This window comes from Salinisphaera aquimarina (assembly GCF_042643355.1).
Taxonomy (GTDB): domain Bacteria; phylum Pseudomonadota; class Gammaproteobacteria; order Nevskiales; family Salinisphaeraceae; genus Salinisphaera; species Salinisphaera aquimarina.
In genome coordinates this window covers 93,427-117,446 of the sequence record NZ_JBHRSS010000010.1, presented here as the reverse complement: position 1 = coordinate 117,446, position 24,020 = coordinate 93,427, and the positions used below count along the sequence as shown (strand labels likewise).

Sequence of the window (24,020 nt, the reverse complement as noted above, 5' to 3'; positions counted from 1 at the left end):
CAAAGTCGTGCCCGCTCGACAGACTTGGACGACATTTATGCGCGCTAATAGCCCTGTACCGCCGCGACACCTCTGCCGCGAGCGGCTTCATCCATCACGGAGATGACTCATGAAGAACAGCGCACTACTCACCGCACTCGCCCTCGGCGTCGTCGGCTTCGGCGTCGCGAATGCTCAGCCGCCTCAGGACGGTGCCGCCGATGCCGGCGACAAGGGCAGCAAGATGTTCACGATGCTCGACAGCGACGACAACGGCAGCCTGAGCGCCGATGAACTCAAGCAGATGCGTGCCAAGATGGCTCAGATGCGCTTCGACAAGGCCGATACCAACGGCGACGGCAGCATCGACCAGGACGAATTCATGGCCCAGGCCAACAAGCGCGCCGAGGCGATGTTCAAGCATATGGACAAGAACGACGACGGCAGCCTGGACAGCGACGAAGCCAGGCCGCCCCGCCACGGTTGGCACGGCAAGGGTGGCGCTCACAAGCGCGACCACGACAAGAGCGGCATGTCGCAGAATGAGTCCGGCAGCGACAAGGGCGACGACTGCAAGAAAGGCCGCAAGGGTGACCACAAGCGCCACGGCGACATCATGAAACGCCTGGACACCGACGGCAACGGCTCGGTTTCGCGCGCGGAGTGGGATGCCGGCATGCAGAAGATGCACGATCGCCATCATGGTGACCGCGACGCGGGCTAGAACGACACGTGACCACAGACGCCGGCGCGGTTTCGCGCCGGCGTCATTGTTGCGAAATATCAATACCCGGAAAACCAATGGCAGCAGCATGACGCACCCGCGCACCGCGCCTCGAACCGCAGGCAACGCTTTCCCGACGATCGCGTTGCTCACCGGAATTGCGCTGCTTGCCGGCTGTGCCACCACGCCGCTGCCGCAACTGGCCGAACCGGCCTTTCAGATGCCGCAGCGTTTTGCCAGCCGCGGCGATGCGCCCCTGCAGCAGCAATGGTGGATGGCCTTCGACGATTCCGGGCTCGACACCCTCGTCCAGCGCGCACTCACCAGCAACTTCACCCTGCAGTCCGCTTACGCGCGTGTCGAACAGGCCCGCGCCACGCTTGCGAGTCAGGGGGCGCAACTGTTTCCCAGCGTCGATGCCAGTCTCGACCAGAGTGCGACGCGCCAATCCGACCAGGGCAACAGCTTCACCGGCAGCACGACCGGCAACTCTTTTTCGTTGAACCAGGACAGCTCCAAATGGAGCGAAACCCGCAGCCTGCAGTTCTCCGCCAGCTACGAGCTGGATCTATGGGGCCGCGTGCGCAACACGCGTAGCGCCGCCGCCTACGATGCCCAGGCCAGCGCCGCCGATCTGCAGGCGGCGGCGGTGTCGCTGGCCGGCGATATCGCCAGCGACTGGTACCAGCTGCAGGAACTGCGCGCGCGCGTCGATCTGCTCAACAGCCAGGTCGATACCAATCAGGACGTGCTCGATCTGACCACGTTCTCCTTCAATCATGGCCAGGCCGCGGCCGCCGATGTATTGCGCCAGCGCCAGGCCGTGGAATCGGTACGCGGCCAACTGGAGCAGACCCAGGCCAGCGCCGACGTGATGAAACACGCGCTGGCCGTGCTGGTCGGCGAGGCGCCCGAGCATTTCGTCGCGCCGACCGGCCGGCTCGCCGATCTGCCGCCGCTGCCCGACACGGGCGTGCCGGTCGCCGCGCTCATGCGCCGGCCGGATGTGCGCCAGCAGTTCTATGCGCTGGCCGCCGCCGATCGGCGCGTGGCCGTGGCCGTGGCCGATCGCTACCCGCAGCTGTCGCTGTCGGCGACGCTGTCCACGAGCACCGACTCGGCGGCCCTGTTCAGCAACTGGATCACCCAGCTGGGCGCGAATCTGACCCAGCCTCTGTTCGATGGCGGCGCGCGCGCCGCCGAGGTCGACCGAACCCGCGCGGTGGTCGATGAAGAAGTCGCCGACTATCAGCAGGCGCTGCTCGACGGCTTGCAGGAAACCGAGGACGCGCTCACCAACGAGTATCGCCAGAAACGCTATCTGGTACGCCTCGACAAGCAACTCGCGCTATCCAAGGAGACGGTCGACAACCTGCGCCTGCGCTATCTGCGCGGTGCGACCGACTATCTGGACGTGCTCGATGCCCTGCTCACACGCCAGAATCTGCAGGTCGACAAACTGACCGCTCAGCGCCAGCTGCTCGACTACCGCATCAACCTCTATCGCGCCCTCGCCGGCGGCGTCGGCGATGCGTCGATCGCCGGCCACGACCGCCCGCCCCTGAGTGCACCCGACGTGCCGATCCAACCCGCCTCTGACAGCGACAACGCCTCATGAACACGCCCCGCAAACAACGCAGCCCGATCAAACGCGTATTGACGCTGATCCTGCCGGTGATCGTGATCGCGGCAAGCGTGGTCGTGGCCTTCATGGTGCTGGAGAGCAAGCCCACCGCCACGCGTGCACCCGCCAAAGCGCGTCAGGCGCGCCTGGTCACCGTGACCCCGGCGGAAGCCGCGCCGGCGACGCTCACCCTGCACGCCAACGGCACGGTCGAGGCCGCGGATTCCACCGAACTGCGGGCGCGCGTATCCGGCCAGATCGTGGCCCTGCAGGACAAGCTCGCACCCGGCACGCGCTTCTCCAGGGGCGACGTGCTCGCCCGCATCGACGACAGCGATTACCGGCTGGCGCTGACCAGCGCCAAGACCGATCTGGCCGGCGCCCGCGCATCGCTACGGGTGGAGGAGGGCCAGCAGGCCGTGGCCAGACGCGAGCTCGCGCTGGTGGGCAGCAAGGTCAGCGCGAACGAGCGCGATCTGGCATTGCGCGGGCCACAGCTGGAGCAGGCCAAGGCGGATGTGCAGGCGGCGCAGACCGCGGTTGAACAGGCCCAGCTCGACCTGAACCGAACCCAGGTACGCGCCCCCTTCGACGGCATCGTCACCGAGCGCAGCGCCTCGCTCGGCGACGTGGTCGCCACCAGCGACACGCTCGCCACAGTCGCCGCGACCGATGTCTACTGGGTCGATGTCTCGCTGCCGGTCGATCAGCTGCGCTGGCTTAAGGCCGCGCACGCAGACAGTGCCGGCTCGCCGGCGGACATCCACTACGCCGATGCCTGGGGCACCGGGCCGTCGATGCCCGCCGAGGTATTGCGTATCCAGCCAGGGCTGGAAACCGACGGCCGCATGGCGCGCGTGATCCTGCGCGTGGCCGATCCGCTGGGCGCCGATGCGCCCGACGGCGCGCAGCTGCTGCTCGGCGCGTATGTCGAGGCCGGTCTCCAGGCCAGTATTCCCACGAACAGCGTCCTCATCGATGCCGCCTTCGTTCACGAGAACAACCAGATCTGGGTGATGACCGCGGGCGACACGCTGGATATCCGCAGCGTGAACATCGCCTATCGCGACAACACCCAGGCGGTGATCGTCGCCGGCCTGCAGCCGGGCGACAACGTGATCACCAGTGAGCTGACCGCGCCCATCCAGGGCATGCCGGTACGAGTCGAATCCAGCACCGCCGACGCGACACCAGCGCCAGCCGAAACCGAGGCCACATCGGCAGCCAACGCCGCCAGCCCCAACCCGGAGCGCAGCCTGCAGCTGCGTCTGGCCGAGCTTCCGGACCCCGAACCGGGCCGGCGCCAGGCGAACGCGGTCGCCAACGTCGAGCCGCGCTCATGAGCACGTCCAATCGCCGCGGGCCGATCGCGTGGATGGTCGCCAACCGGGTCACGCCCAACCTGCTGATGCTTGCCCTGCTGGCCGGCGGCCTGCTCATGACCACGCTGATCAAGCAGGAAGTCTTTCCCGAGTTCAGTCTCGATATCGTCACCGTGACGGTGTCGTATCCGGGCGCCACGCCGGAACAGGTCGAGCAGAACATCGTGCTCGCGATCGAGGAAAAGGTGCGCGATGTCTCGGGTATCGACGACATGACCGCCGAGGCGTCCGAAGGCAGCGCCAGCGTGACCCTTGAGCTGTCCGAATCGGCCGACGGCCAGGCCGTATTTCAGGACGTGCAGCAGGCGGTCAACCAGATCACCACCTTCCCCGACGACGCGGAACGGCCAGTGATCCAGCTCTCCGATCATCAGCGCGATGTGCTCGATATCCAGCTCTACGGCGACGTCAGCGAAAGCTCGCTGCGCGCCTACGCCGAAGAGGTCCGGGACCGCCTGCTGCAGTCCGGCGACATCACCCAGGTCGAACTCGAGGGCGCGCGCGATCTGGTCACCCGTGTCGCCATTTCGCAGCAGCGTCTGCGCAGCTACGGCCTGACCCTCAACGACGTGGCCGACCGGGTCTCGGCCTCTGCCGTGGACGTGGCCGGCGGCAGCGCCGATACCGCGTCGGGCGAGGTGCTGCTGCGCCTGAAAGGACGGCGCGACACCGCACGCCAGTTCGAGCGCATACCGCTGGTGACCACCGCCGACGGCACGGTCGTGCATCTGGGCGACGTCGCCACCGTCACCGACGGCTTCGAGGACAGCAAGACCGAGGCCACCTACGACGGCAAACGCTCGATCGGCATCGCCGTCTATCGCGTGGGCAAGCAGACCCCGATCACCGTGGCCGAGGCCGCGCGCGCGGCGATGGCCGAGGTGGAATCCGACCTGCCGCCATCGCTGCACTATGCGGTCAACGGCGACAGCTCCGAGATCTACAAGCAGCGCCTGGAACTGCTGCTCAAGAACGCGTTCATGGGCCTGGTGCTGGTGCTGGTCGTACTCAGCCTGTTTCTGGAAATACGCCTGGCGTTCTGGGTGACGATGGGTATTCCGACCGCGTTTCTGGGCGCCTTTCTGTTCCTGCCGTTGATGGGCGTCACCATCAACATGATCTCGATGTTCGCCTTCATCATCGCCCTGGGCATCGTCGTCGACGACGCCATCGTCGCCGGCGAGAACATCTACGAGCGCCGTGAAGGCGGAGCCAGCGTGATGGATGCGGCCATCGGCGGCGCGCGCGACGTAGCCATGCCGGTGTCGTTCTCCATTCTCACCAATATCGTGACGTTTCTGCCGCTGCTGCTGGTGCCGGGCTTTCTCGGCAAGCTGTTCGGCGTGATCCCGATGGTGGTGATCACCGTCTTCCTGGTGTCCTGGGTGGAAGCGCTGTTCATCATGCCCGCGCATCTGGCGCACGGGCGCAACCGCAAACGCGGGCGCCTGTCGGCCGCCATCCACTCGCGCCAGCAGGGTTTTTCACGCGGCTTCTCGGCAATGGTCAGTCGCTACTACGCGCCGTTTTCGACCACGCTGGTGCGCCATCGCTATATGACCTCGGCCGTGGGCGTGGGCATTCTGCTCATCGTGCTGGCCTGGGCGGCGAGCGGGCGCATGGGCTTCACCCTGATGCCGAAAGTGGAATCGGACCGCGCCCAGGCCACCCTCACCCTGCCCTACGGCAGTCCGCTGACGGTGATGACCGCGACCCGCGAGCGTCTGGAGGCAGCCGCCGAGCGGGTGATCGCCAATAACGGCGGTGACAAGCTCGCCACCGGCGTATTCGCCGAAGTCGAGGAAAACAGTATCGAGATGCGGGTGTATCTGACCTCGGCCGACGTGCGCCCGATCAGCACCGCCGCCTTCACCGCTGCCTGGCGCAAGCAACTGGGCGACGTGCCCGGCCTGCAGTCGTCGCAGTTCCAGTCGGATGCCGGCGGCCCGGGGTCGGGCAAGGCGATCACCGTGGAGCTGTCGCACCGCGATACCGACACGCTCGATCGCGCGGCGGAAACCCTGGCCACCGAGCTGGGTGATTTCGCCGGCGTCACCGATATCGACAGCGGCGTGGCCCAGGGCAAGAACCAGGTCACCTTCGAGCTCAACGACGCCGGCCGCAGTCTGGGCCTTAACAATGCAGACGTCGGTGCGCAGGTGCGCGCCGCCTTCTACGGCGACGAGGCCCTGCGCCAGCTCCGGGGACGCAACGAGGTCAAGGTGATGGTCACGCTGCCCGAGGCCGAGCGCGACAGCGCCGCGGCCATCCGTGATCTGCTCATCCGCACCGCCGACAACACCTACGTGCCACTGCACCAGATCGCGGATATCGACTACAACCGCGCCTACACCACGATCACGCGCCGCAACGGCCGGCGCAGCGTCGAGGTCACCGCCAACGTCACGCCCAACGACGCCACCAGCCGGGTCACGCAGACGCTGAACGAGAGCACGCTGCCGCAGCTGGCCAAGGACTATCCGGGCCTGACCTACGGCTATTCCGGGCGCCAGGAAGATACCGCCGATTCCATGCACTCGCTGTTCATCGGCTTCATTCTGTCGATGGCGGGCATCTACATGCTGCTGGCGATCCCCTTTGCCAGCTATATCCAGCCGGTCATCGTGATGCTGGCGATTCCGTTCGCCGTGGTCGGCGCCATCATCGGCCACGAGATCATGGGGTACTCGCTGTCGGTGATCAGCCTGATGGGCGTGGTCGCTCTGGCCGGGGTCGTGGTCAACGACTCGCTGGTGCTCATCCACTATGCCAATACGCTGCGCGACGGCGGTGAGACCGCGATCAACGCGGTGCGCCTGGCGGCGGTTCGGCGTTTCCGGCCGATTCTGCTGACCACGCTGACCACCTTCGGCGGTCTGGCGCCAATGATCTTCGAAACCTCGCGCCAGGCGCGGTTCATGATTCCGATGGCGATCTCGCTCGGCTTCGGCATCCTGTTCGCCACCGGCATCACCCTGGCGCTGGTGCCCTGTTTCTATGTCATCGTCGAGGACTTGAAGGAAGCCATCGGCCGGCGCACGGCACGGCTGAGCGCGCGCGACTCCTCGACTTGATCAGCCGGCCCGGTGACTCACCAGCGCACGTACGGCAGGAACTTTCCGCTCATCACGATCTTCACCCGATCGCCACTGGGGTTGGGCTCGCGCTCCACGTCGAGGGTGAAATCGATCGCCGACATGATGCCGTCACCGAATTCCTCGTGGACGACCTCCTTCACCGACGTGCCGTAGACCGACATGATTTCGTAGAAACGATAGATCATCGGATCGGTGGGCACGGTCTTTTCCATCCATTGGCCCTTGAGCGGACAGACCATCAGCGCATCGGCCACATCGTCGCCCAGATCGAGTACCGCACACAGCTTCTGTGCGATTTCCTCGGTGGCCGAACTCTCCCCCAGCGCCAATGACGCCGTCCAGACCGGCGCCATGCCGATCTGCTCGGCGATGGCGTCCCAGCGCATGCCCTTGTTCTTCTTGGCATCGAGAATGGCGCGTGTCATTGCCTTCTTTTCCATCGACAACCTCCTGCAGGATCGTTTGACTTGCCCTGAAACAGCGAATGCGGATTCAGGGTTTTCGACGCAGGGACCGGCACGTCGCGACCTGCAGCCTTAGAGATTCGAGGCGGCCGGGCAACGAACAGTCGTAGTGACCGATCCGCGTGTATAGACCGGTGCAGAAAACATGCCAATGACGCGATGGCCGCACGGCGTGGTAATAACGGCCATCGATTGGTCTGTCGAATCTCGCGCGTGATGCCACCGCACCGAAACAGGGCGCGGGGAACGCGCGTCAACGCCGCGGCTGCCCAGCGTGCTGACGAGCAGTTATGCTGTATCCCCGACAATGAACCTGTTTGCCCTGATCCAATGCACGCGCGCTACCCGTTTCTGATTGCCGTCCTGTTGCTGTCCGGCATGCTCAATGCCTGCGCGAATACGCCGCCCCCGGCGCGCGCATCGGACAACGGCTACCGGCCGGACGTGACCGTGGCGGTCACCCAGGATACGGGGATGCTCGCGCAGGGATTGAGCCGAAGCCTGCGCCAGCACGGCTGGACGCTGATCGGCTACGACGCCGATGCGCTACAGGGCAACCGCGACTATCAGAGCCTGGCACGGCGCGCGCGCTACCGTCTGACCCTGTCCAGCGATCGCATCGGCGATTGCCGTAGTGGCGAACCCAGTTTTCTCTATAACGTGGCCATGATCGAGAACGCCAGCGGCGATGTCGCCCTGGCGCTCACCGGCGCCACCTGCCTGGCGACAGCGATCCGCGACTTCGACACGGACCTGCGGCGCAAGCACCTGATCGTGCCAAGCGCGACAACGGCGCCGGCCAGCTAACCTAATCCAGCGGCGCCTGTGCCCGCATGCTCGCATCGAGCCCGGCACGAAAATCCGCGAAGCTGAAGACATAGCCGCTGTCGTCGAGCAGGCGTTGATTGCTGATCCGACGCGATTCACGAAGAAACGACAGGCGCATCGACGAGAACTGCTGCTCGGCCTCGGCCCAGCTGATACGAGGCGGTGACGCGACGCCCAGCATCCCGGCCAGGGTGTCGTAGTAGACCCCGAGTCTGGTCGGATGACCGTCGGTGGCGTTATAGACGCGATGCGCCCAGTGGGCGTCACCCGCCCGCCAGGCCACGGCCGCGAGATCGTCGATATGGATCCGGTTGCTCCAGCCGCCCTCGGCATCGTCGAGAATCGGCGTGCCGTCGAGAATCCGATCGACCGGCAGTCGGTTGGGCCCGTAAATACCGGGCGCGCGCAGAACCGTGGCATGGCCGCAGTAGGCCAGCATCCGCGACTCTGCATCGACCCGGCGCCGGGCGCGCTCGGTCTGGGCATTGACCGGTGTATCTTCGTCTACCCACTCGCCGCCACAATCGCCGTACACGCCGCTGGTACTGATATAGACCGCGTATGCCGGCACCGCGGGGAGCGCATCGAGCACGCGCTGCATGCGAGTGTCGGCCTCCCCCTCGCGGGGCGGCGGCGCGAAATAGAACAGCCGCTCGCAGGCCGGCAGTTCGAGGGCATCGAGGTCGAGATCGAGTTGCAGCGCGTGTGCCCCGACCGCACGAACGCGCCAGGCACTGGCATCGCTGCGCACCACGCCCGTGACGCGATCACCGGCAGCGACCGCTCGCGCGGCCACTCTTGTGCCGGTATCACCGCAACCGATGATCAGGCTATGCATGACGCCGGGCCGACAGAACCCTCGCCGAATCGCAGTGGCTGCTCAGAGGCATCGCTTACGCGTCGACACGCAACTCCAGACCCTGGCGATAGGCCGCCCGGGCCTCGTCCTTTTCGTTGATCTCTTCGAACAGGCGTCCGAGTTCGAGCAACGCGTCGGGACGCGACTGGTTCTTCTGACTCGCCTCGAAATAGCTGCGCGCACGTCCCCACAGACGGTTGCGCAGACACAGGCGGCCCGCAATCAGCAACAACTCGGGTTCTTCACCGTATTGCTTGAGCCATGCCTCGACGGTCGACAGCTGGGCGGTGCGATCCTCGCATTTGAGGTCACCGAAGGTCAGCACGAGCGACGCGTTCCATTCCTGCTTGAGCGCGCCGCGAATCACGTCGGCCGCCTGATCGTCGGCCTTGGCCGCATGCAGGCAGTCCACATAGCGCCGGATCATCTCCGGCTTGGCGCGCAGACGCTTGGGTACGCGTTTCCAGGCCGTGGTCAACGCAATCACATCGCGTTTCTGTCGCGCCAGTTCATCGCTCCAGGCCTCGATCGCCATGCGGTCGATCTGCTCCGGCGACATGGTGCTGTGCTTGTAGAGCGCCGGTGCGAGCCCGCGCAGCTGTTCATAGTCGCCAGCCCGCAGTGCCTGCTCGGCATAGAGTCTCAACACAAGCGGGTGATGCGGCTCCATCTGATACAGACGCGCCAGGCTGGCGGACGCTTCCGCCGCCTGGCCCTGCTCGATCTGAAGCTGGGCCTGGGTGAGCAACACCGCCAGTTCGCTGACGTCGCGACGCGCCGCGGCTTTTTCCAGATAGCGGTCACGATCGGCCACATGCCCCTGGTGTTGCGCGGCGCGTGCGGCGTTCAGGTAATTCAACCCCGGCGCCTCGTTCTTCTCGGCCATGCGGTTGAGTTCCTGCTCGGCCTTCGACCAGCGACCCTCCGAGAGCTTGAGCAAGCCATCGTAGAGCGAACGCCGCGCCTTGCGGGCACGCCGCCGCGCCAGCTTTTCACGCACCGTGCGCGGCAGCAGCACGCCGGCAACGATCAGACGCCAGAGCGTTATTACCAGCCACAAGGTCACCAGCAGGGCGCCGGCCGCGAACAGCAGCGATGTCTCGACCTGCCAGCCGGCGAACGAAATCAGCATGTAGCCGTGCTGATCGCGAAACACCAGCGCCAGCACGACGCCGAGGATAATGAAGACGAAGAAGATCAGGAGCAGGCGCCGCATTACTGACCGTCCTGTCCGGCGTCGGTGCCGGACTGCGAATCGTCGGAGGCCGTGTTCGCGGCGGCGTTGCCGGCGTTGTCGCCGCTGGCGTTGGCGTTGGCGTTGGCATTCTCGCTGCCACCATTGCCAGCTGTGCTGCCACCACCGCCGCCGTTGCCCCCGGCCCGCTGGGCCATCACGTCACGCAGCATCGACAGGCTTTTGGAGATGTCCGGCGCGTCCCAGTCGAGCTTGACGTTGCTCATCTGGTCGAGCTGGTCGCTCATGCTGGACACCGCCGAGGCATCGGTATCGTAATAATCGCCGAGCCACTGCTTGGCCGACGCGAGGCTTTCACGATAGGCCTCGGTATCCTGCTCGAGCAGCGCCAGGCGGGCGGTCCGCAGTTCCAGCTGCAGATTCTGGTTCAGGAAGAACACCTGATCGGGCGGCAGCAGCGCGCTCTGGGTGCCGTCCTCGCGACGGATCGTGAGCATGCCGGAAAGCGCCTGGCTGACCGAGTTCTTGAAGTGGCCCCAGCCCTGAGTGAACTGCGATTTGAACGCGTCCACACTAAAGCCGTCGTCCCCGGCGTTGTCCTGATCGCTGCCCGCGGCCCCGGCAGCATCGCCATTCGAACTGTCGCCCGATTGGCTGCCCCCGCCGCCCTGGGTGTATTCACCGGGTACCGTGGACGCCAGCGGCAGGCCGGGCACCTGTTTGATCATGGCCGCCAGCGACAACGACAGCCCTTCGATATCCGGCGACGGCAGCGCACGCAGCGCGGCAATCTCGTTGACGATTTCGGAGCGGATATTGAACAGCCGCGGGTCGCCCTTGCGACCGATGGCTTCGTTGGCCAGCTGCAATGCCTGACGCGCGCCCTGGGGGTCATCAAACAACTGCAGGCGCTGATTGCCCGCACGCAGCAGGGACTCGATCTGGTTGAGCTCCCAGCGGTTGGCGTTGCCGTCGATCTGATCCGCCATGGCTGCGGTCCGAGCCTGCACCGACTTCAGCGACTCCTGCATCGACGACAGCGCCTTCGCCTGCTTGTCGCGGCTGCTGGTCACGTTGCTGGACATGGATTCGAGGCGTTGATCGAACTTGGACAGGCGCGGCATGACCACTTTCTGCACGCTCGACTGCATGCCCTGTTCGACGGTATCGGTGCGCGAGTCCAGCGATGCCAGCTTCTGCTCACCGCGATACCACAGCCAGCCGGCACCGATGATCGCCACGATGGCGACAATGAGCGCGATGATGGCCACCAGCAACGCCGGGCCGCCGGACTTGCGATCACGGCCGTTGCCGTGGCCACCGGTCGGCGGCACCCCGCCCGATGCACCGCCCGCGCGTGTCGGCGACGGACTCGTGCCGGACTTGTCCGTCCGGCTCGCACTCGTATTGGCACTGGCAGGTGTTGGCTTGGCCGAACTGGCGCCCGCGGTCGTCGACGTGGCACTCGCCGGCGTCGGCGCACTCGCCTTGGCAGGCGCCGTACTGCTAGCCGAGCTAGCCGTCGATTTGGCGGCCGACTTGTCGACCGTCGGCTGGGCCGGCTCGGAGGCCTTCGGCGCGGTTTGCGCTGCCGTTTTGGACGCGGCCGGCTTCTTCGCCTGCGCGCTGCCGGCCGGCTGGGATGGAGTGGCGCTCTTGCGGGCACCACCGGCGGTAGACGGCTTCGATGCGGGTTTGCTGCCCTTGTCGTTGCCGGCGCCCTTGTCGGACTGGGCGTCGTTGCGCTTTTCTTCGCTCATGTACTGGCGGATTCCCCCGATACCAAAGCCATTACCAATGGCCGTTATTGTCCGTTGCCCCGCCAGACCCGTGCAAGAGCAGCCACGACGGCATCGCCGCTGACGCGGTCGACGATCACGGGCGCGCGAGTCCAGCGCAGCCGCTGGTTACCCTGTTTTACCACACGCGAGCTCGGCGCCACCAACACACAGCGCTCGAGCGCACGCCGACAGTCGCCGGAATCGGCTGCCGCCATCAGACATTCGAGCTGGGCAAGCGCTTGTGCGCTGGTGACGACGACCGCATCGCTGGCCGCCAGCAGATGCTGCAAGCGCGCCGGTGCGATGACACAGGGCCGACGTCGATACAGGGCGAGTTTTTCGACCTGCGCGCCACGCGCGTCCAAGGTATCGGCGAGCGCGGTCCGCCCGCCCTCGCCGGCCAGCAGTGCGACCCGCTGACCGGCGCAGTCGCGCAGCGCGTCGAGGGCGAGCAGATGCTCGCTGGAGAAACAGTCTTCGGGCTGCGCCACCGGCCGGCCACAGGCGGCCGCGAGCGCACGGGCGCTCGCAGCGCCCACCCCGAACAGCGCGCCCTCGGGCGCGAACTCGGGTGACAGCCGCCATGCATGCTCCACTGCATTGACGCTGCTGGCGATGACGATGTCCGCGGTGGTCGCCCGTGCCAGCGCCGCATGGGCCGCCGCCGGGTCGGCCGCGACATCGATCGCCAGCAACGGCTCGCACAGCGGCGTGCCGCCGGCGGCCGCGATCCGGTCGGCCCAGTCGCGCGCCTGATGTGCCGGGCGGGTCACCCAGATCGATTTTCCCGACAGCGGCGCGGACACGACGCGGTCAGGCCAGATCGGCGAGGATCTTGTCGGCGCCGGCGGCCAGCAGGCGCTCGGCGAGCCGATGCCCCAGAGACGCCGCTTCGCCGGTCGGGCCGCTGATCTCGTCGCGCACCATGACCGTGCCGTCCGGCTTGCCGACACAGGCGCGCAGGCGCAGCGTCTGGCCGTCGTGGACGGCATAGGCCGCGATCGGCAGATGACAGCTGCCCTCCAGGCGTGCGTTCACGGCCCGCTCGGCGTCGATACGGATATGCGTGTATTCGTCGTCGAGCGCGGCAATATGAGCGGCGGTTTCGTCGTCATCAGCACGGATCTCGATGCCGAGCACGCCCTGACCGATCGCCGGCAGGCTCTGCTCGGGCGAAAGCTCGCTCTTGATCCGCGCGGCCAGCCCGAGACGCTCGAGCCCGGCGCAGGCCAGCAGAATGGCGTCGAATTCGCCGGCGTCGAGCTTGGCCAGCCGGGTCTGGACGTTGCCGCGCAGACTGCTGATGCGCAGATCCGGGCGCAGATTCTTGAGCATCGCCGCCCGGCGCAGGCTGGACGTGCCCATGTGCGCGCCATCGGGCAGCTGTTCGACGGTGTCGTAGTCGTTCGCCACGAAAGCGTCGAGCGGGCTGCCGGGGGACAACACCACCGGCAGCGCCATCCCCGGCGGCAGTTCCGCCGGCACGTCCTTCATCGAATGCACCGCCAGATCCGCTTCGCCGGCCGCCAGCGCGGCTTCCAGCTCCTTGAGAAACAGCCCCTTGCCGCCGATTTCACTCAGCGGCCGATCGATGATGCGATCGCCTTCGGTACGAATCGGCAGCAGCACGACCTCGATTTCAGGCAGCGCGGTCTGCAGGCGCACTTGCACGTGTTTCGCCTGCCAGAGCGCGAGCTCGGATTGACGGGTGGCGATTCTGAGGGTCTTCGGCATGATCAAGAGGTGCCTTGTATTGAAAAAACAACGATGAATCGGATAGCCGCGGTGGCCGCGACTCAGGCTTCGAGCAGCGCGCGCACCTCGGCCAGACGGCGCCGGCTGACCGGTACCCGTTCGCGCACGTGGCGCAGCGTGAGCAACGGCCCGTCGGCGCTGTCGAACTTGAGCCCGGTGATGTGTCGACGTGCGACCAGCGCCTTGCGATGAACCCGCATGAAGGCATCGCCCAGTTGCTCGTGCAGGGTCAGCAACGACTGGTCGATGAGCAGCTCGCCCTGCATATGGTAAACCGAGGTGTATTTCTGGTCCGCCCAGAAATACAGAATATCGGCGACCGCCACGCGCTCGACGCCGTCCCGGGTGCGGGCACTGATCCAGCCCTGCACGTCCGCAGAGTCGCGGGCGCCCAGAGCGGCCAACTGGGCCCGGCTCGGGCGTCGCGCGCGCGCTAGCGCAGCGGCGAGGTCGTCACGCCGGACCGGCTTGAGCAGATAGCCCGCGGCCTGGCTGTTGTGCGCCGACAGGGCATGTTCACTATGGGCGGTGACGAAGATCACCGCGGGCGGCAGATCCAGTTCCGCCAGCGCCCGCGCGACCTGCAGGCCGTCCATGCCGGGCATATGTACATCGAGCAGCACCGCGTCGGCGGCGGTGTCACGGACGCAGGCCAGCGCGGCGTCCCCATCGCCGGCCTCGCCGGCGACGGTATACCCCGGGAAATCGGCGATCATACGGCGCAGGCGTTCGCGTGCCAGCGGCTCGTCGTCGACAATGACCAGCTTCATGACAGCCGATGTTCGTCCTGTGGCAAGTGCATATCCACGATGAATTGCTCTTTGTCGCGGGTGATCCGCAGCGTCGCGGCCTCGCCATAGCGTAACGCCAGCCGCCGCTCGATGTTGACCAGGGCCTGGCGGTTGCCCGGCACCGCCGGCGTGTCGGCGGCCAGCGGATTGGCCACCCGTAGCACGAGCATGCCGCCATCGACGCGCGCCGACAGGCTGACGACCCCGCCTCGGGGCAAACGCGCCACGCCATGCCCAATCGCGTTCTCGACCAGCGGCTGCAGTGCCAGCGACGGCAAGCGGCAGGCCATGGCCGCGGCGGCGATATCGATATCCATGCGCAGCCGTTCGCCCATGCGCAGCTGCTCGATACGTACATAGGCGTTGACCAGCGTCATCTCATCGGCAAGCGTCGTGACGGCAGGCACCTCCGACGAGAGCCGCGCCCGGAGCAAGGCCGCCAGATCCTCGAGCGCATACTCGGCGTCCGCCGGGCGGATCGCGATGAGCGCGGCGACGCTGTTGAGACTGTTGAACAGAAAATGCGGCTCGATGCGCGCCTGCAGCGCCTCCAGGCGCGCGCGCATCTCGGCCTCGGCGCGCTGCTGCCAGTCCGAGCGCAGCCAGAAATAACGCAGCGCCAGGGCCGCGACCACGGCACAGATACCCAGACTTCGGCCCAGAAACCCCAGGTGGCTTGCATCCTGCAGCAGCAGCCCGAACCCGGAATAGCGGCCGGCGACGTAAGTGATTTCGGTAATCGCGAAGGTCACCGCCAGCAGGGTGAGATACGCCAGCAGCACCAGGCCGCGCGCCGACAGATGCCCGGCATAGCGTCGAATCAGGCACAGCGCGGCAGCGCTGCAGATACCAATCCACTGCAGATAGATCGACAGCAGCAGAAACCGCGGCGCCAGTTCATGGCTGAGCGAGCCGCCGAGCGCCAGCACCACCGCGACCGCCTCGCAGACCATGAGCACGCGCAGCACCCGCGGCGCGGTACAGAAATCGGGCAGGAATTCGACGGGTTCGCGCGCGGGTTGCATCGCGCGAGTCTTGGAGGCTGCCGGCCCGACGTCAAGCGTGGCCCCGGCATCGCGCGCTCGATTGATATACTCGCGCGCTGTTTGTCGGAACCCGTCAGGCCACGGCCGACGGCCCACACCGCAAGAATAACGAGCGTAGATCATGAGCAGCAGCGACAGTCATCAGACCTGGGGCGGACGGTTTTCGGAAGGCCCGGACGCCCGCGTGGCCGCCTTCACGGAGTCGGTGTCCTTCGACGCCCGGCTGGCCGCCCACGATATCCGCGGCTCGATCGCGCATGCGCGCATGCTCTCTGCCGTGGGCGTGCTCACGCCCGACGAATTCGGGCAGATCGAAGCCGGCCTGGCCGCGATCGGCGAACGCATCGCCGGCGGCGATTTTGCCTGGGACCCGGCGCTCGAAGACGTGCACATGAATATCGAGTCGCGCCTGACCGACGATATCGGTGCGCTCGGCAAGAAGCTGCATACCGCGCGCTCGCGCAACGACCAGGTCGCCACCGATATCCGTCTGTGGCTGCGCGACGCCATCGATGCACTGCTCGGCGAGGTCCGGCGCCTGCGCGGCGCGCTGATCGACGTGGCCGAGCGCGAGGCCGACACGATCATGCCCGGCTTCACCCACATGCAGGTGGCCCAGCCGGTGACCTTCGGCCATCACATGCTGGCCTGGCAGGCGATGCTCGCGCGCGACAGCGAGCGCCTGGGCGAGCTGCGCGCCCGCGTCAACCGGCTGCCGCTGGGCGCGGCCGCGCTCGCCGGCACCACCTTCCCCATCGATCGCGAGATGGTCGCCCGCGAACTGGGTTTCGATTCGGTCATCGACAACTCGCTCGACGCGGTGTCGGACCGCGATTTCGCGATCGAATTCGTCTCCGCGGCGAGCCTGATCATGACTCATCTGTCGCGCTACTCCGAAGAGCTGGTGCTGTGGATGAGCCCGGCGTTCGGTTTCGTGGATCTGCCCGATCGCTACTGCACCGGCTCGTCGATCATGCCGCAGAAGAAAAACCCCGACGTGGCCGAGATCGTGCGCGGCAAGACCGCACGGGTGAACGGGCATCTGGTCGCCCTGCTCACGCTGATGAAAGGCCAGCCGCTGGCCTACAACCGCGACAACCAGGAAGACAAGGAGCCGATCTTCGATACCGTCGATACGCTGCTCAACTGCGTCGCGTTGTATGCCGACATGATGCCGCACGTCACCGTGCACGCCGACGCCTGCCGCGACGCCGCGCGCAAGGGCTTCTCCACCGCCACCGATCTGGCCGATTATCTGGTGCGCAAGGGCGTGGCATTCCGTGACGCTCACGAGATCGTCGGCAAGAGCGTGCAGCACGCCATCGCCGCCGGCTGCGATCTCGCCGATCTGGATCTGGCCACGCTCAAGGGATTCTCGACGGTCATCGAAGATGACGTCTACGACGTACTCACGCTGGAGGGTTCCGTGGCTGCCCGCAATCATATCGGCGGCACGGCGCCCGATCAGGTGCGGGCCGCGGTGGCCCGGTCACGAGCACGACTGGCCGACTGAAAAGACAGGGATACCCCTGGCGCCGCATATGAACCCTGCGCCTGATCGACAGTCTCACGATCATTGGCTTCTACAAAAAGGGTTTGCATATGCAACGCCGTCTCTATTTTCTGCTGCCGGATATCGAGACCACGCATAAGGTGGTCGAAAAACTGTTGCTCGCGCGCATCAGCGAAGACCAGATGTATGTCGTGGCGCGCCACAGCGCGGACACCAGCGGCCTGCCGGAAGCGGGCATCACGGAGACATCCCATCTCGCCGGTGCCGCCGAGCGCGGCGCGGCCGCCGGCGCCGTGACCGGCGTGGTGGCGGGCCTGACAGCGCTGGTGTTTCCGCCCGCCGGCATTGCAATCGGCGGTGGCGTTGTGGCCGCGACCGGACTCGCTGGCGCCGGGTTCGGCGCCTGGATGTCGAGCATGATCGGCATCCGCCACGACAACCCGCAGCTCGAGTCGTATCAAGAGGCGATCGACAACGGTCAGGTACTGATGATGGTCGACCTGCCCGCCGACCGGGTGGAGGAGATCGAGAACACCGTGCGGGACAACTATCCCGGCGCCGACATCCAGGGCACCGACCCGCACAAGCCGGCCTTTCCCTAGCTCATAACCAGACCCGCATGTCGAACAAAAAAGCCGGCTCGCAGACACGGGCCGGCTTTTGGGGGCTGGCGTCCGGCTCGGTCAGTCGCCGAACAGATCGGCGCGAATACGATAGAGCGCCGAGATATCCTCTTCGCCGTGGCCGTCTTCCATGAGCTTGGCGTACTCGTCACGGGTCTTTTTCGACAACGGCAGTTCGCCGCCGTTGAGCTCGGCCATATGCAGACAGATGCCCAGGTCCTTGTGGTGATGCTTGAGCTTGAAACCCGGGTCGAAGATATCCTTGACCATGGTCTTGCCGCGGTGATTGACGAACCAGTTGCCGGCCGCGCCGGAACCGACCACGTCGACCACCTTGTCCAGCGGCAGGTTCAGCGCGGCGCCGAAGCGCAGCCCTTCGCAGACAGCCTGGTTGATCCCCGCACACAGAATCTGGTTGACCGCCTTGGTCGCCTGACCGGTGCCCACCTCGCCCATATGGGTGATGGTCGCGCCCATCGCGTCCAGCACCGGCTTGACCTTGTCGAACACGGCGTCGTCGGCGCCGACCATGATCGACAGCGTGCCCTTCTTGGCGCCCTCGGTGCCGCCGGAAACCGGCGCGTCGACGAATGCCGCACCGTTGACGCCCACTCGCTTGGCGGCCTCGCGGGCGGTGTCACTGGCGACCGTGGAGCAATCGATGACGATGTGCTTGTCGGTGAGGCTGTCGGCAATGGCGTCGATGACTGCGAGCAGGTCGTCGTCGGCGCTCACGCAGATGACGATCGCTTCGGCCTCCGCGACCACGCCGGCCGGCGACTCGACCGCTTTCACGCCATGCGCATCGGCGAAATCACGGGCCTTGGCGTGCGTGCGGTTGTAGACAGCGGTCAGCAGACCCGCTTGCTGCAGGTTGGTGGCCATGCCCAGGCCCATGCCGCCGAGTCCAATAAATGCGGTTTTCATGAAAGATGTTTGTCGGGAAACAGGAGCCCGATGATAAGGTTTTGTATTCAAGGGGCCAATCAGACCATTTCATGACGCTTACACGCGGCCCGCGCCGCCTTCTCATCGCGCTGGTCGTGGTGGCCCTTGTCTGTGCCGGCCTCATCCTCGGCGCACCCCTGATCGCGCGCGAACTCACCCTGCATTACCTGGCCCAGGCCGGCGTCGATGCGCGTATCGGCAACGTCGATATCAATCTGTTCACCGGCACCATCGAATACGACGACATCGAAGGCCATTCCTCCGCCGGCGACGGGTTCGAGATCGGGCATCTGGCGACCGCCATCGACTATCCGCCGCTGCTCTCCCGACAGATCAGCCTGTCGCGGCTGGCCATCGACGACGCCGCCATCGACGTACGCCGCACCGCCGACAACACGTTGCGCGTGGGCGGCATCCCGGTACTGTCCGGGCAGAACGACAGCGGCGGCGGGCTGAACTGGGGCCTGGCCCTGCAGCAGCTCAGCGTTGGTGCCCTGCGCCTGCATTATTCGCAGCCGGCCGACGGCGACGCCCCCGCGATCGACCGCGAACTGGTGTTCAACGACTCCAGCGCACGCGACATCGTCACCTGGCAACAGGACAACGATGTACCCCTCGACGCCAATCTCAGCGTCGGCGACGGCCGTATCGGCATCAAGGGCCGAATCACGCCGTTCGGCCAGAAGATCAGCGCGCATTTCGAGTTCGTTGCCGAGAATTTCGCGCTCGACCTGCTGTCCCCGATCACCCGCAGCAACGGCCTGAAAAGCCTCACCGGCGCCATCGACGGCCAGCAGCAGATCGACATGGAATACAGCGCCGCCGCGGGCCTGTCGCTCAAGATGGAGGGCAACGCCGGCTGGCAGGATTCACGCATGGAACTGGCCGACGGCGCCAGCTTCTCCAGCGACCGCTTTGACTGGCAGGGCACGCTGACGATGCATCTGATCGGCGGCCGCGACAAAGCCGACGCCGCCACCGCGGCCGTGTCCTCCAGCGACGCGGGCAGTACACAACCGACCGGGAAACCCCGCAGCGACGAATCACCGGCGCCGTCGAAGGACAGCGTCGGAAAAACCGTACAGATCAACGGCATGCGACTCAGGCTGTCCGGATCCACGTCGCTGGTCGGTATCGACGCGCTACCCGGGCCGGCCGAACCGCAGCAGACGGTGACAGTCGGTGATGAAGCGCCCACTCGTATCGATATCGATGGACATATCCAGACGGACGGCTTGCGAACGAACTGGCCGGATCTTTTCAGCCTCGACCAGAAGCACGCCGATTGGCAGGGCACGCTGCAGGCGCGCCTGGGCGGCGCGGCCAGCCGCATTACCACCGACAGCACACTCAAGGCGCGGGCCGCGTCGTTCAGCGTCACCGGCGGCACGCATATCCGCGCCGACACGCTCGACTGGCACGGCACCACGACGACCGCGCTGGCCGATACCACGCGTGTCGACAGCGACGGCACGCTCAAGGCGAAGGCCACTCAGATCGCGGTGGCCGAGGGCGCAAGCGTCGGCTCCGCCAGCCTGAACTTCAAGGGCAGCACGCGCACGATCGTCGACAACAACGGCACCCGCGTCGATGCCCACGGCGCGCTGTCCGCGCAGCGCATGAAGATCGCCGAGCGTCAGGGCACGGTTGTGGATGCCGACACCCTCACCTTCGACGGCGACACGCACGTCACCACCGGCGATGCGTCGACCCGGGTCGACGCCGACGGCGCGCTGGCGGCCAACGGCATGCGCCTGGCGGTACCCGACAGCATCGACTTTGTCAGTGACACCCTGAATTTCAAAGGCACGTCGCGAACCGATATCGATGCCGGCTCGACCCGGGTTCACACCGATGGTGCGCTCGATGCGAGCGCATTTGCGTTCACGGTGGTCGACACCTCCACGTTCAGCGCCGACGATCTCGACTGGCAGGGCACGACCACCGTCGACATGGCCCAGTTGTTCGCCCGTCAGGGCCACGGCAGGCTGATCGCCAACGGCGCGCGTCTGGACATCGCCGCAACGCCGATCGCCCTGTCCGCCGACCGACTCGTCTACGACGGCGACTACGCCGAAACCGCCAACGGCGCCGGCGACGCCCTGGTACTGCGCATGGCTGGCGAGATCGACGGCCACGAGTTCGCGGTGATGAATACCGCCATCGACGCGCCCTGGGTGGACATGATGCAGATGCATGGCAGCGGCCTGAGCATCGACGGCCTCGATTCGATCGCGCTCGACGCAATCGAGGCCCACGGCGTGCGCATGCTCGGCGACACCGATTCCAGCGTCGCCGTGGTCGAATCGGTGACCACCACCGCGCAACAGTTCCGCCTCGACGATCTGCTGCATTATCGCGTCGCCAAGCTGGACCTGCAGGGCACCAACATCCACCTGCGCCGCGACGCCGGCGGCATGGGCGTGATCGCCCAATTCTTCGGCGATGACGCCACGGACGAGAGCACGGGGCCGAGCAGCGATGCCTCGTCTTCGTCGGCAAGCTACACCGTCGACAACCTGGCGTTGAGCGGGCCGGCTTTGACGTTCACGGACGTCACGGTCGAGCCCCCGGTGGTGATCAACGGCGCCGACGTGAATCTCGCCGTCAACGATCTGGATACCGCGGACCCCGATCGCGACGCCGACTACCGTCTGTCGCTGGATGTCGGCGCCTACGGGCATCTCGACAGCCGCGGCAAGATCGCGCCGATGGCCACCGGCGGGGTGAACATGAATCTCGACGCCTGGCTGCGCTCGCTGGCCATGCGCCCGCTGTCGGGCTATCTCAACGCCGCCATGGGCCGGCGCATCGCCAACGGGGCCGCCGACGGCACCCTGCATCTGGAAGCCACGGCCGGTCAGCTCAACGGCAATCTCGACACCACGCTGGCCAATTTCCGGCTCGTTGACAATGCGGGCAAACCGACCAATGTGGCGCTGGGTGTGTCCCTGGATACCGCGCTCGCGCTGGTGCGCGGCCAGGACGACGTGATCAATTTCCAGACCCTGATCCTCGGCGACGCCACCAACCCCTACTTCTCGGTGAAGAATCTGGTACGCGAAGCGGTGCTGGCCGGTCTGCGCACCGCGATCATGAGCGATTATTCGCCGCTGGGCCTGCTCAACAAGGCCAAGAACGCGCTGTTCAATCTCGGCCGCTCGCTGATATCGAAGCCGGTCGCCTTCGAGCCGGGCAAGCACTATGTCCGGCCCGACGACCGCCCCTACCTCGGCCATATCGCCCAGGCGATGAAGGACAAGCCGGGGATCGCCATCACCGTTCAGGGCCACGCGGTACCCGCCGACGCCGACGCGATGTCGCTGTTCCACGGCCCCGAGGTGGACAGCGACAATCGGGTCGATCTGCAGAATCTGGCCCGCCAGCGCGGCGGCGCGGTACGCGACTATCTGGCGGCGCGCGGCGTCAATCCGGACCGCATCACCCTCGCCGAGCCGGTGGTCGATCGCGGCGCCGAGGCCAAGGCGCAGGCGACGTTCTCGATGAGCGGGCGCTGAGGCCCGCGCTTCGAATCAATACAACGCTACGATTCCAGCAGATAGGTATAACCCGCCAGACCCGCCTCCAGCTGCGCTTCCGCGTCGCCGCGAGCACGCGCCGACAGCGCCGAGGCCGCCAGTTTGCGCCGGTAGGCCGCGCGCAGCGCTTCGGGCTCGAAATGCACGTAGCGCAGCAATTCGTCGGCGCGATCGCCCTGCTCCGCGCCGGCCAGGCGCCAATGATCGCCGTCTACCTCGACGTTGACCACGTCGGTGTCGCCGAACAGATTGTGCATATCGCCCAGATTCTCCTGATACGCACCGACCATGAAGATCCCGAGCCGATAGGGCTGGCCCTCTTCCAGGGCATGTAGCGGCAGGGTCGAGTCGACGCCGTCGTCATCGACATAGCGGTCCAGACGCCCGTCCGAGTCGCAGGTCAGATCGCATAGCTGGGCGCGCTGGGTCGGCGCCTCGTGGAGCCGGTTCAAGGGCATGACCGGAAAGATCTGATCCAGCGCCCACACGTCCGGCACCGACTGGAACACCGAGAAATTGACGAAATACTTGGCGGCGAGCTTGTCGCGGGCAGCGGTGACCGCGGCGCGGTCGTCGGCATTGCCGGCCTGGAGCGCGGCCAGCGCGCGATGAATGCCGGCCGCTTCGCGTTCGGCCGCGGCGCGTTCGGGCAGGCCGATATCGCCGGCCAGAAAACGTGCCTGTACATCGGCCAGATGCGCGCTCACCCGATCCAGCTGGGCGCTGGCCGACAGGCTGTGGTCGAGTTCCGCGGCGGCCACCGGCTGCGGCGTCTCGCTGTCGATGACCTGGGTAAGCAGCACCGCGTGGTGCGCCGTCAGGGCGCGCCCGGATTCGCTGATCAGATCCGGCATCGGCAGGTCGAACGCATGGGCCACCCGCGACAGCGCGCCGACCACGGTGTCTGCGTAATCGGGCACCCCATAGTTCATCGAACAGAACGAGCGGGCGCCGCGGCCTTCGTAGTCCACGGCCAGACCGCCGCCGACATCGACGCAGTCCACGGGTGCGCCGAGCGCGCGCAGGCCGCGATACAGCTGCGCGGTTTCATCCATGGCCCGCGACAACGCGGCGTGATCGGCGACCTGCGAGCCCACATGCACATGCAGCATGCGCACGCAGTCGGCATAGCCGAGCTGTTCGAGCGTTGCCATCGCGGCGACGACCTGGTCGGCGGTGAGTCCGAACTTGGATTTCTCGCCCCCGGTGTTCTGCCAGTGACCCGCGGCCACGCTGGCCAGCCGCACCCGCAGACCGAGCAACGGCCGCAGACCCAGCTCGCCGGCCAGTTCGGCGATGGGCGCGAGTTCGGACGGTTTTTCGACCACGATGAACACGCGGTGGCCCAGCTGCTGGCCGATCAGTGCCAGGCGCAGAAACGCCCGATCCTTGTAGCCGTTGCACACGATCGTGCTGCCCGGCGCGGCCAGCGCCAGCACCGCCATCAGTTCCGGCTTGCTGCCGGCTTCGAGGCCCGCGCGTTCGCCCCCCGCGGCCACCAGTTGCTCGACCACCGCGCGCTGCTGATTGACCTTGACCGGATAGACCACGGTGTAGTCGCCGCTGTAGTCATGCCGCTCGCGCGCTTGCGCGAAGGCATCGCACAGGCGATTGATGCGGTCGCCGAGGATATCGGTGAAACGCACCAGCACCGGCAGCCTGAGGCCGGCGCGCCGGATCTCGCCGGTGAGACTGTCCAGATCGATCGCCGGGCCGCCCTGTTTCGGCGTGACCGTGACCGCGCCCCGCGCGTTGATATCGAAATAACCTTCGCCCCAGGTGGCGATGCGATAGAGACCGCGAGCGGAATCGATGGTCCAGGCGGGGTCGGTACGGGGTTCGGACATAACTTATACTCACGCGCAGAATTC

General features: G+C 66.4%; 18 protein-coding genes. 8 read left to right on the top strand and 10 right to left on the bottom strand.

The features are described from left to right. The first annotated feature begins 109 nt into the window (after window positions 1-109). The 4 genes from ACFOSU_RS19895 (at window position 110) to ACFOSU_RS19880 (ending at window position 6,783) form a co-directional block, all read left to right on the top strand. Window positions 110-703 carry an EF-hand domain-containing protein gene (locus ACFOSU_RS19895; RefSeq protein WP_380691742.1) on the top strand — a complete coding sequence of 198 codons (594 nt, stop codon included), beginning with the start codon at window positions 110-112 and terminating at the stop codon, window positions 701-703. Between the two features lie 88 nt (window positions 704-791). After that, window positions 792-2,321 carry an efflux transporter outer membrane subunit gene (locus ACFOSU_RS19890; protein WP_380691741.1) on the top strand — a complete coding sequence of 510 codons (1,530 nt, stop codon included), beginning with the start codon at window positions 792-794 and terminating at the stop codon, window positions 2,319-2,321. After that, a complete protein-coding gene (locus ACFOSU_RS19885) occupies window positions 2,318-3,670 on the top strand; it encodes an efflux RND transporter periplasmic adaptor subunit (RefSeq protein WP_380691740.1) in 1,353 nt (450 codons plus the stop codon). Before ACFOSU_RS19890 ends, ACFOSU_RS19885 begins: the two co-directional genes overlap by 4 nt. Further along, window positions 3,667-6,783: an efflux RND transporter permease subunit gene (locus ACFOSU_RS19880; RefSeq protein ID WP_380691738.1), complete on the top strand. Its 3,117-nt coding sequence runs from the start codon at window positions 3,667-3,669 to the stop codon at window positions 6,781-6,783. Before ACFOSU_RS19885 ends, ACFOSU_RS19880 begins: the two co-directional genes overlap by 4 nt. Window positions 6,784-6,800: 17 nt before the next feature. On the opposite strand, the gene cynS is transcribed toward ACFOSU_RS19880, so the two are convergent. Beyond that, the gene (gene cynS, locus ACFOSU_RS19875) at window positions 6,801-7,247 is read right to left on the bottom strand and encodes a cyanase (RefSeq protein ID WP_380691736.1); all 447 of its coding nucleotides are present in this window, start codon (window positions 7,245-7,247) and stop codon (window positions 6,801-6,803) included. A gap of 354 nt (window positions 7,248-7,601) precedes the next feature. Here cynS and ACFOSU_RS19870 point away from each other — a divergent pair, with 354 nt between their 5' ends. Beyond that, window positions 7,602-8,078: a hypothetical protein gene (locus ACFOSU_RS19870; RefSeq protein ID WP_380691734.1), complete on the top strand. Its 477-nt coding sequence runs from the start codon at window positions 7,602-7,604 to the stop codon at window positions 8,076-8,078. Window position 8,079: 1 nt separating this feature from the next. Here the strand turns inward: ACFOSU_RS19870 and ACFOSU_RS19865 are convergent, their stop codons facing one another. The 7 genes from ACFOSU_RS19865 to ACFOSU_RS19835 all read right to left on the bottom strand — a co-directional run bounded on the left by ACFOSU_RS19865 (window position 8,080) and on the right by ACFOSU_RS19835 (window position 15,505). Beyond that, the gene (locus tag ACFOSU_RS19865) at window positions 8,080-8,937 is read right to left on the bottom strand and encodes an SDR family oxidoreductase (protein ID WP_380691733.1); all 858 of its coding nucleotides are present in this window, start codon (window positions 8,935-8,937) and stop codon (window positions 8,080-8,082) included. A gap of 55 nt (window positions 8,938-8,992) precedes the next feature. Further along, window positions 8,993-10,174, bottom strand: coding sequence for a heme biosynthesis HemY N-terminal domain-containing protein (locus tag ACFOSU_RS19860; protein WP_380691732.1), 1,182 nt, complete (start codon window positions 10,172-10,174; stop codon window positions 8,993-8,995). Next, complete coding sequence (locus tag ACFOSU_RS19855) at window positions 10,174-11,913, bottom strand: uroporphyrinogen-III C-methyltransferase (protein WP_380691731.1); 1,740 nt, start codon at window positions 11,911-11,913, stop codon at window positions 10,174-10,176. The genes ACFOSU_RS19860 and ACFOSU_RS19855 overlap by 1 nt, the downstream gene beginning before the upstream one ends. 44 nt (window positions 11,914-11,957) lie before the next feature. Next, on the bottom strand, window positions 11,958-12,740 hold the full coding sequence (locus tag ACFOSU_RS19850; RefSeq protein ID WP_380691730.1) for a uroporphyrinogen-III synthase: 783 nt from the start codon (window positions 12,738-12,740) through the stop codon (window positions 11,958-11,960). Between the two features lie 7 nt (window positions 12,741-12,747). Then, on the bottom strand, window positions 12,748-13,668 hold the full coding sequence (hemC, locus tag ACFOSU_RS19845) for a hydroxymethylbilane synthase (protein ID WP_380691728.1): 921 nt from the start codon (window positions 13,666-13,668) through the stop codon (window positions 12,748-12,750). 62 nt (window positions 13,669-13,730) lie between these two features. Further along, window positions 13,731-14,459, bottom strand: a complete 729-nt coding sequence (locus tag ACFOSU_RS19840) for a LytR/AlgR family response regulator transcription factor (protein ID WP_380691726.1) — start codon at window positions 14,457-14,459, stop codon at window positions 13,731-13,733. Then, window positions 14,456-15,505, bottom strand: a complete 1,050-nt coding sequence (locus ACFOSU_RS19835) for a sensor histidine kinase (protein WP_380691725.1) — start codon at window positions 15,503-15,505, stop codon at window positions 14,456-14,458. The genes ACFOSU_RS19840 and ACFOSU_RS19835 overlap by 4 nt, the downstream gene beginning before the upstream one ends. A 142-nt stretch (window positions 15,506-15,647) precedes the next feature. Here ACFOSU_RS19835 and argH point away from each other — a divergent pair, with 142 nt between their 5' ends. Both argH and ACFOSU_RS19825 read left to right on the top strand, forming a co-directional pair. Beyond that, the gene (argH, locus tag ACFOSU_RS19830) at window positions 15,648-17,039 is read left to right on the top strand and encodes an argininosuccinate lyase (RefSeq protein WP_380691724.1); all 1,392 of its coding nucleotides are present in this window, start codon (window positions 15,648-15,650) and stop codon (window positions 17,037-17,039) included. Between the two features lie 89 nt (window positions 17,040-17,128). Continuing rightward, window positions 17,129-17,641 (top strand): DUF1269 domain-containing protein, encoded by a 513-nt coding sequence (locus ACFOSU_RS19825; RefSeq protein ID WP_380691723.1) that lies wholly within the window; start codon window positions 17,129-17,131, stop codon window positions 17,639-17,641. A gap of 81 nt (window positions 17,642-17,722) precedes the next feature. Here ACFOSU_RS19825 and ACFOSU_RS19820 read toward each other — a convergent pair whose 3' ends face one another. Then, a complete protein-coding gene (locus ACFOSU_RS19820) occupies window positions 17,723-18,589 on the bottom strand; it encodes an NAD(P)-dependent oxidoreductase (RefSeq protein ID WP_380691721.1) in 867 nt (288 codons plus the stop codon). A 71-nt stretch (window positions 18,590-18,660) separates the two neighbouring features. On the opposite strand from ACFOSU_RS19820, the gene ACFOSU_RS19815 reads away from it, so the two are divergent. Continuing rightward, the gene (locus ACFOSU_RS19815; RefSeq protein WP_380691719.1) at window positions 18,661-22,128 is read left to right on the top strand and encodes a DUF748 domain-containing protein; all 3,468 of its coding nucleotides are present in this window, start codon (window positions 18,661-18,663) and stop codon (window positions 22,126-22,128) included. 26 nt (window positions 22,129-22,154) lie between these two features. On the opposite strand, the gene speA is transcribed toward ACFOSU_RS19815, so the two are convergent. After that, window positions 22,155-23,996, bottom strand: coding sequence for a biosynthetic arginine decarboxylase (speA, locus tag ACFOSU_RS19810; RefSeq protein WP_380691718.1), 1,842 nt, complete (start codon window positions 23,994-23,996; stop codon window positions 22,155-22,157). Between the last annotated feature and the right edge of the window lie 24 nt (window positions 23,997-24,020).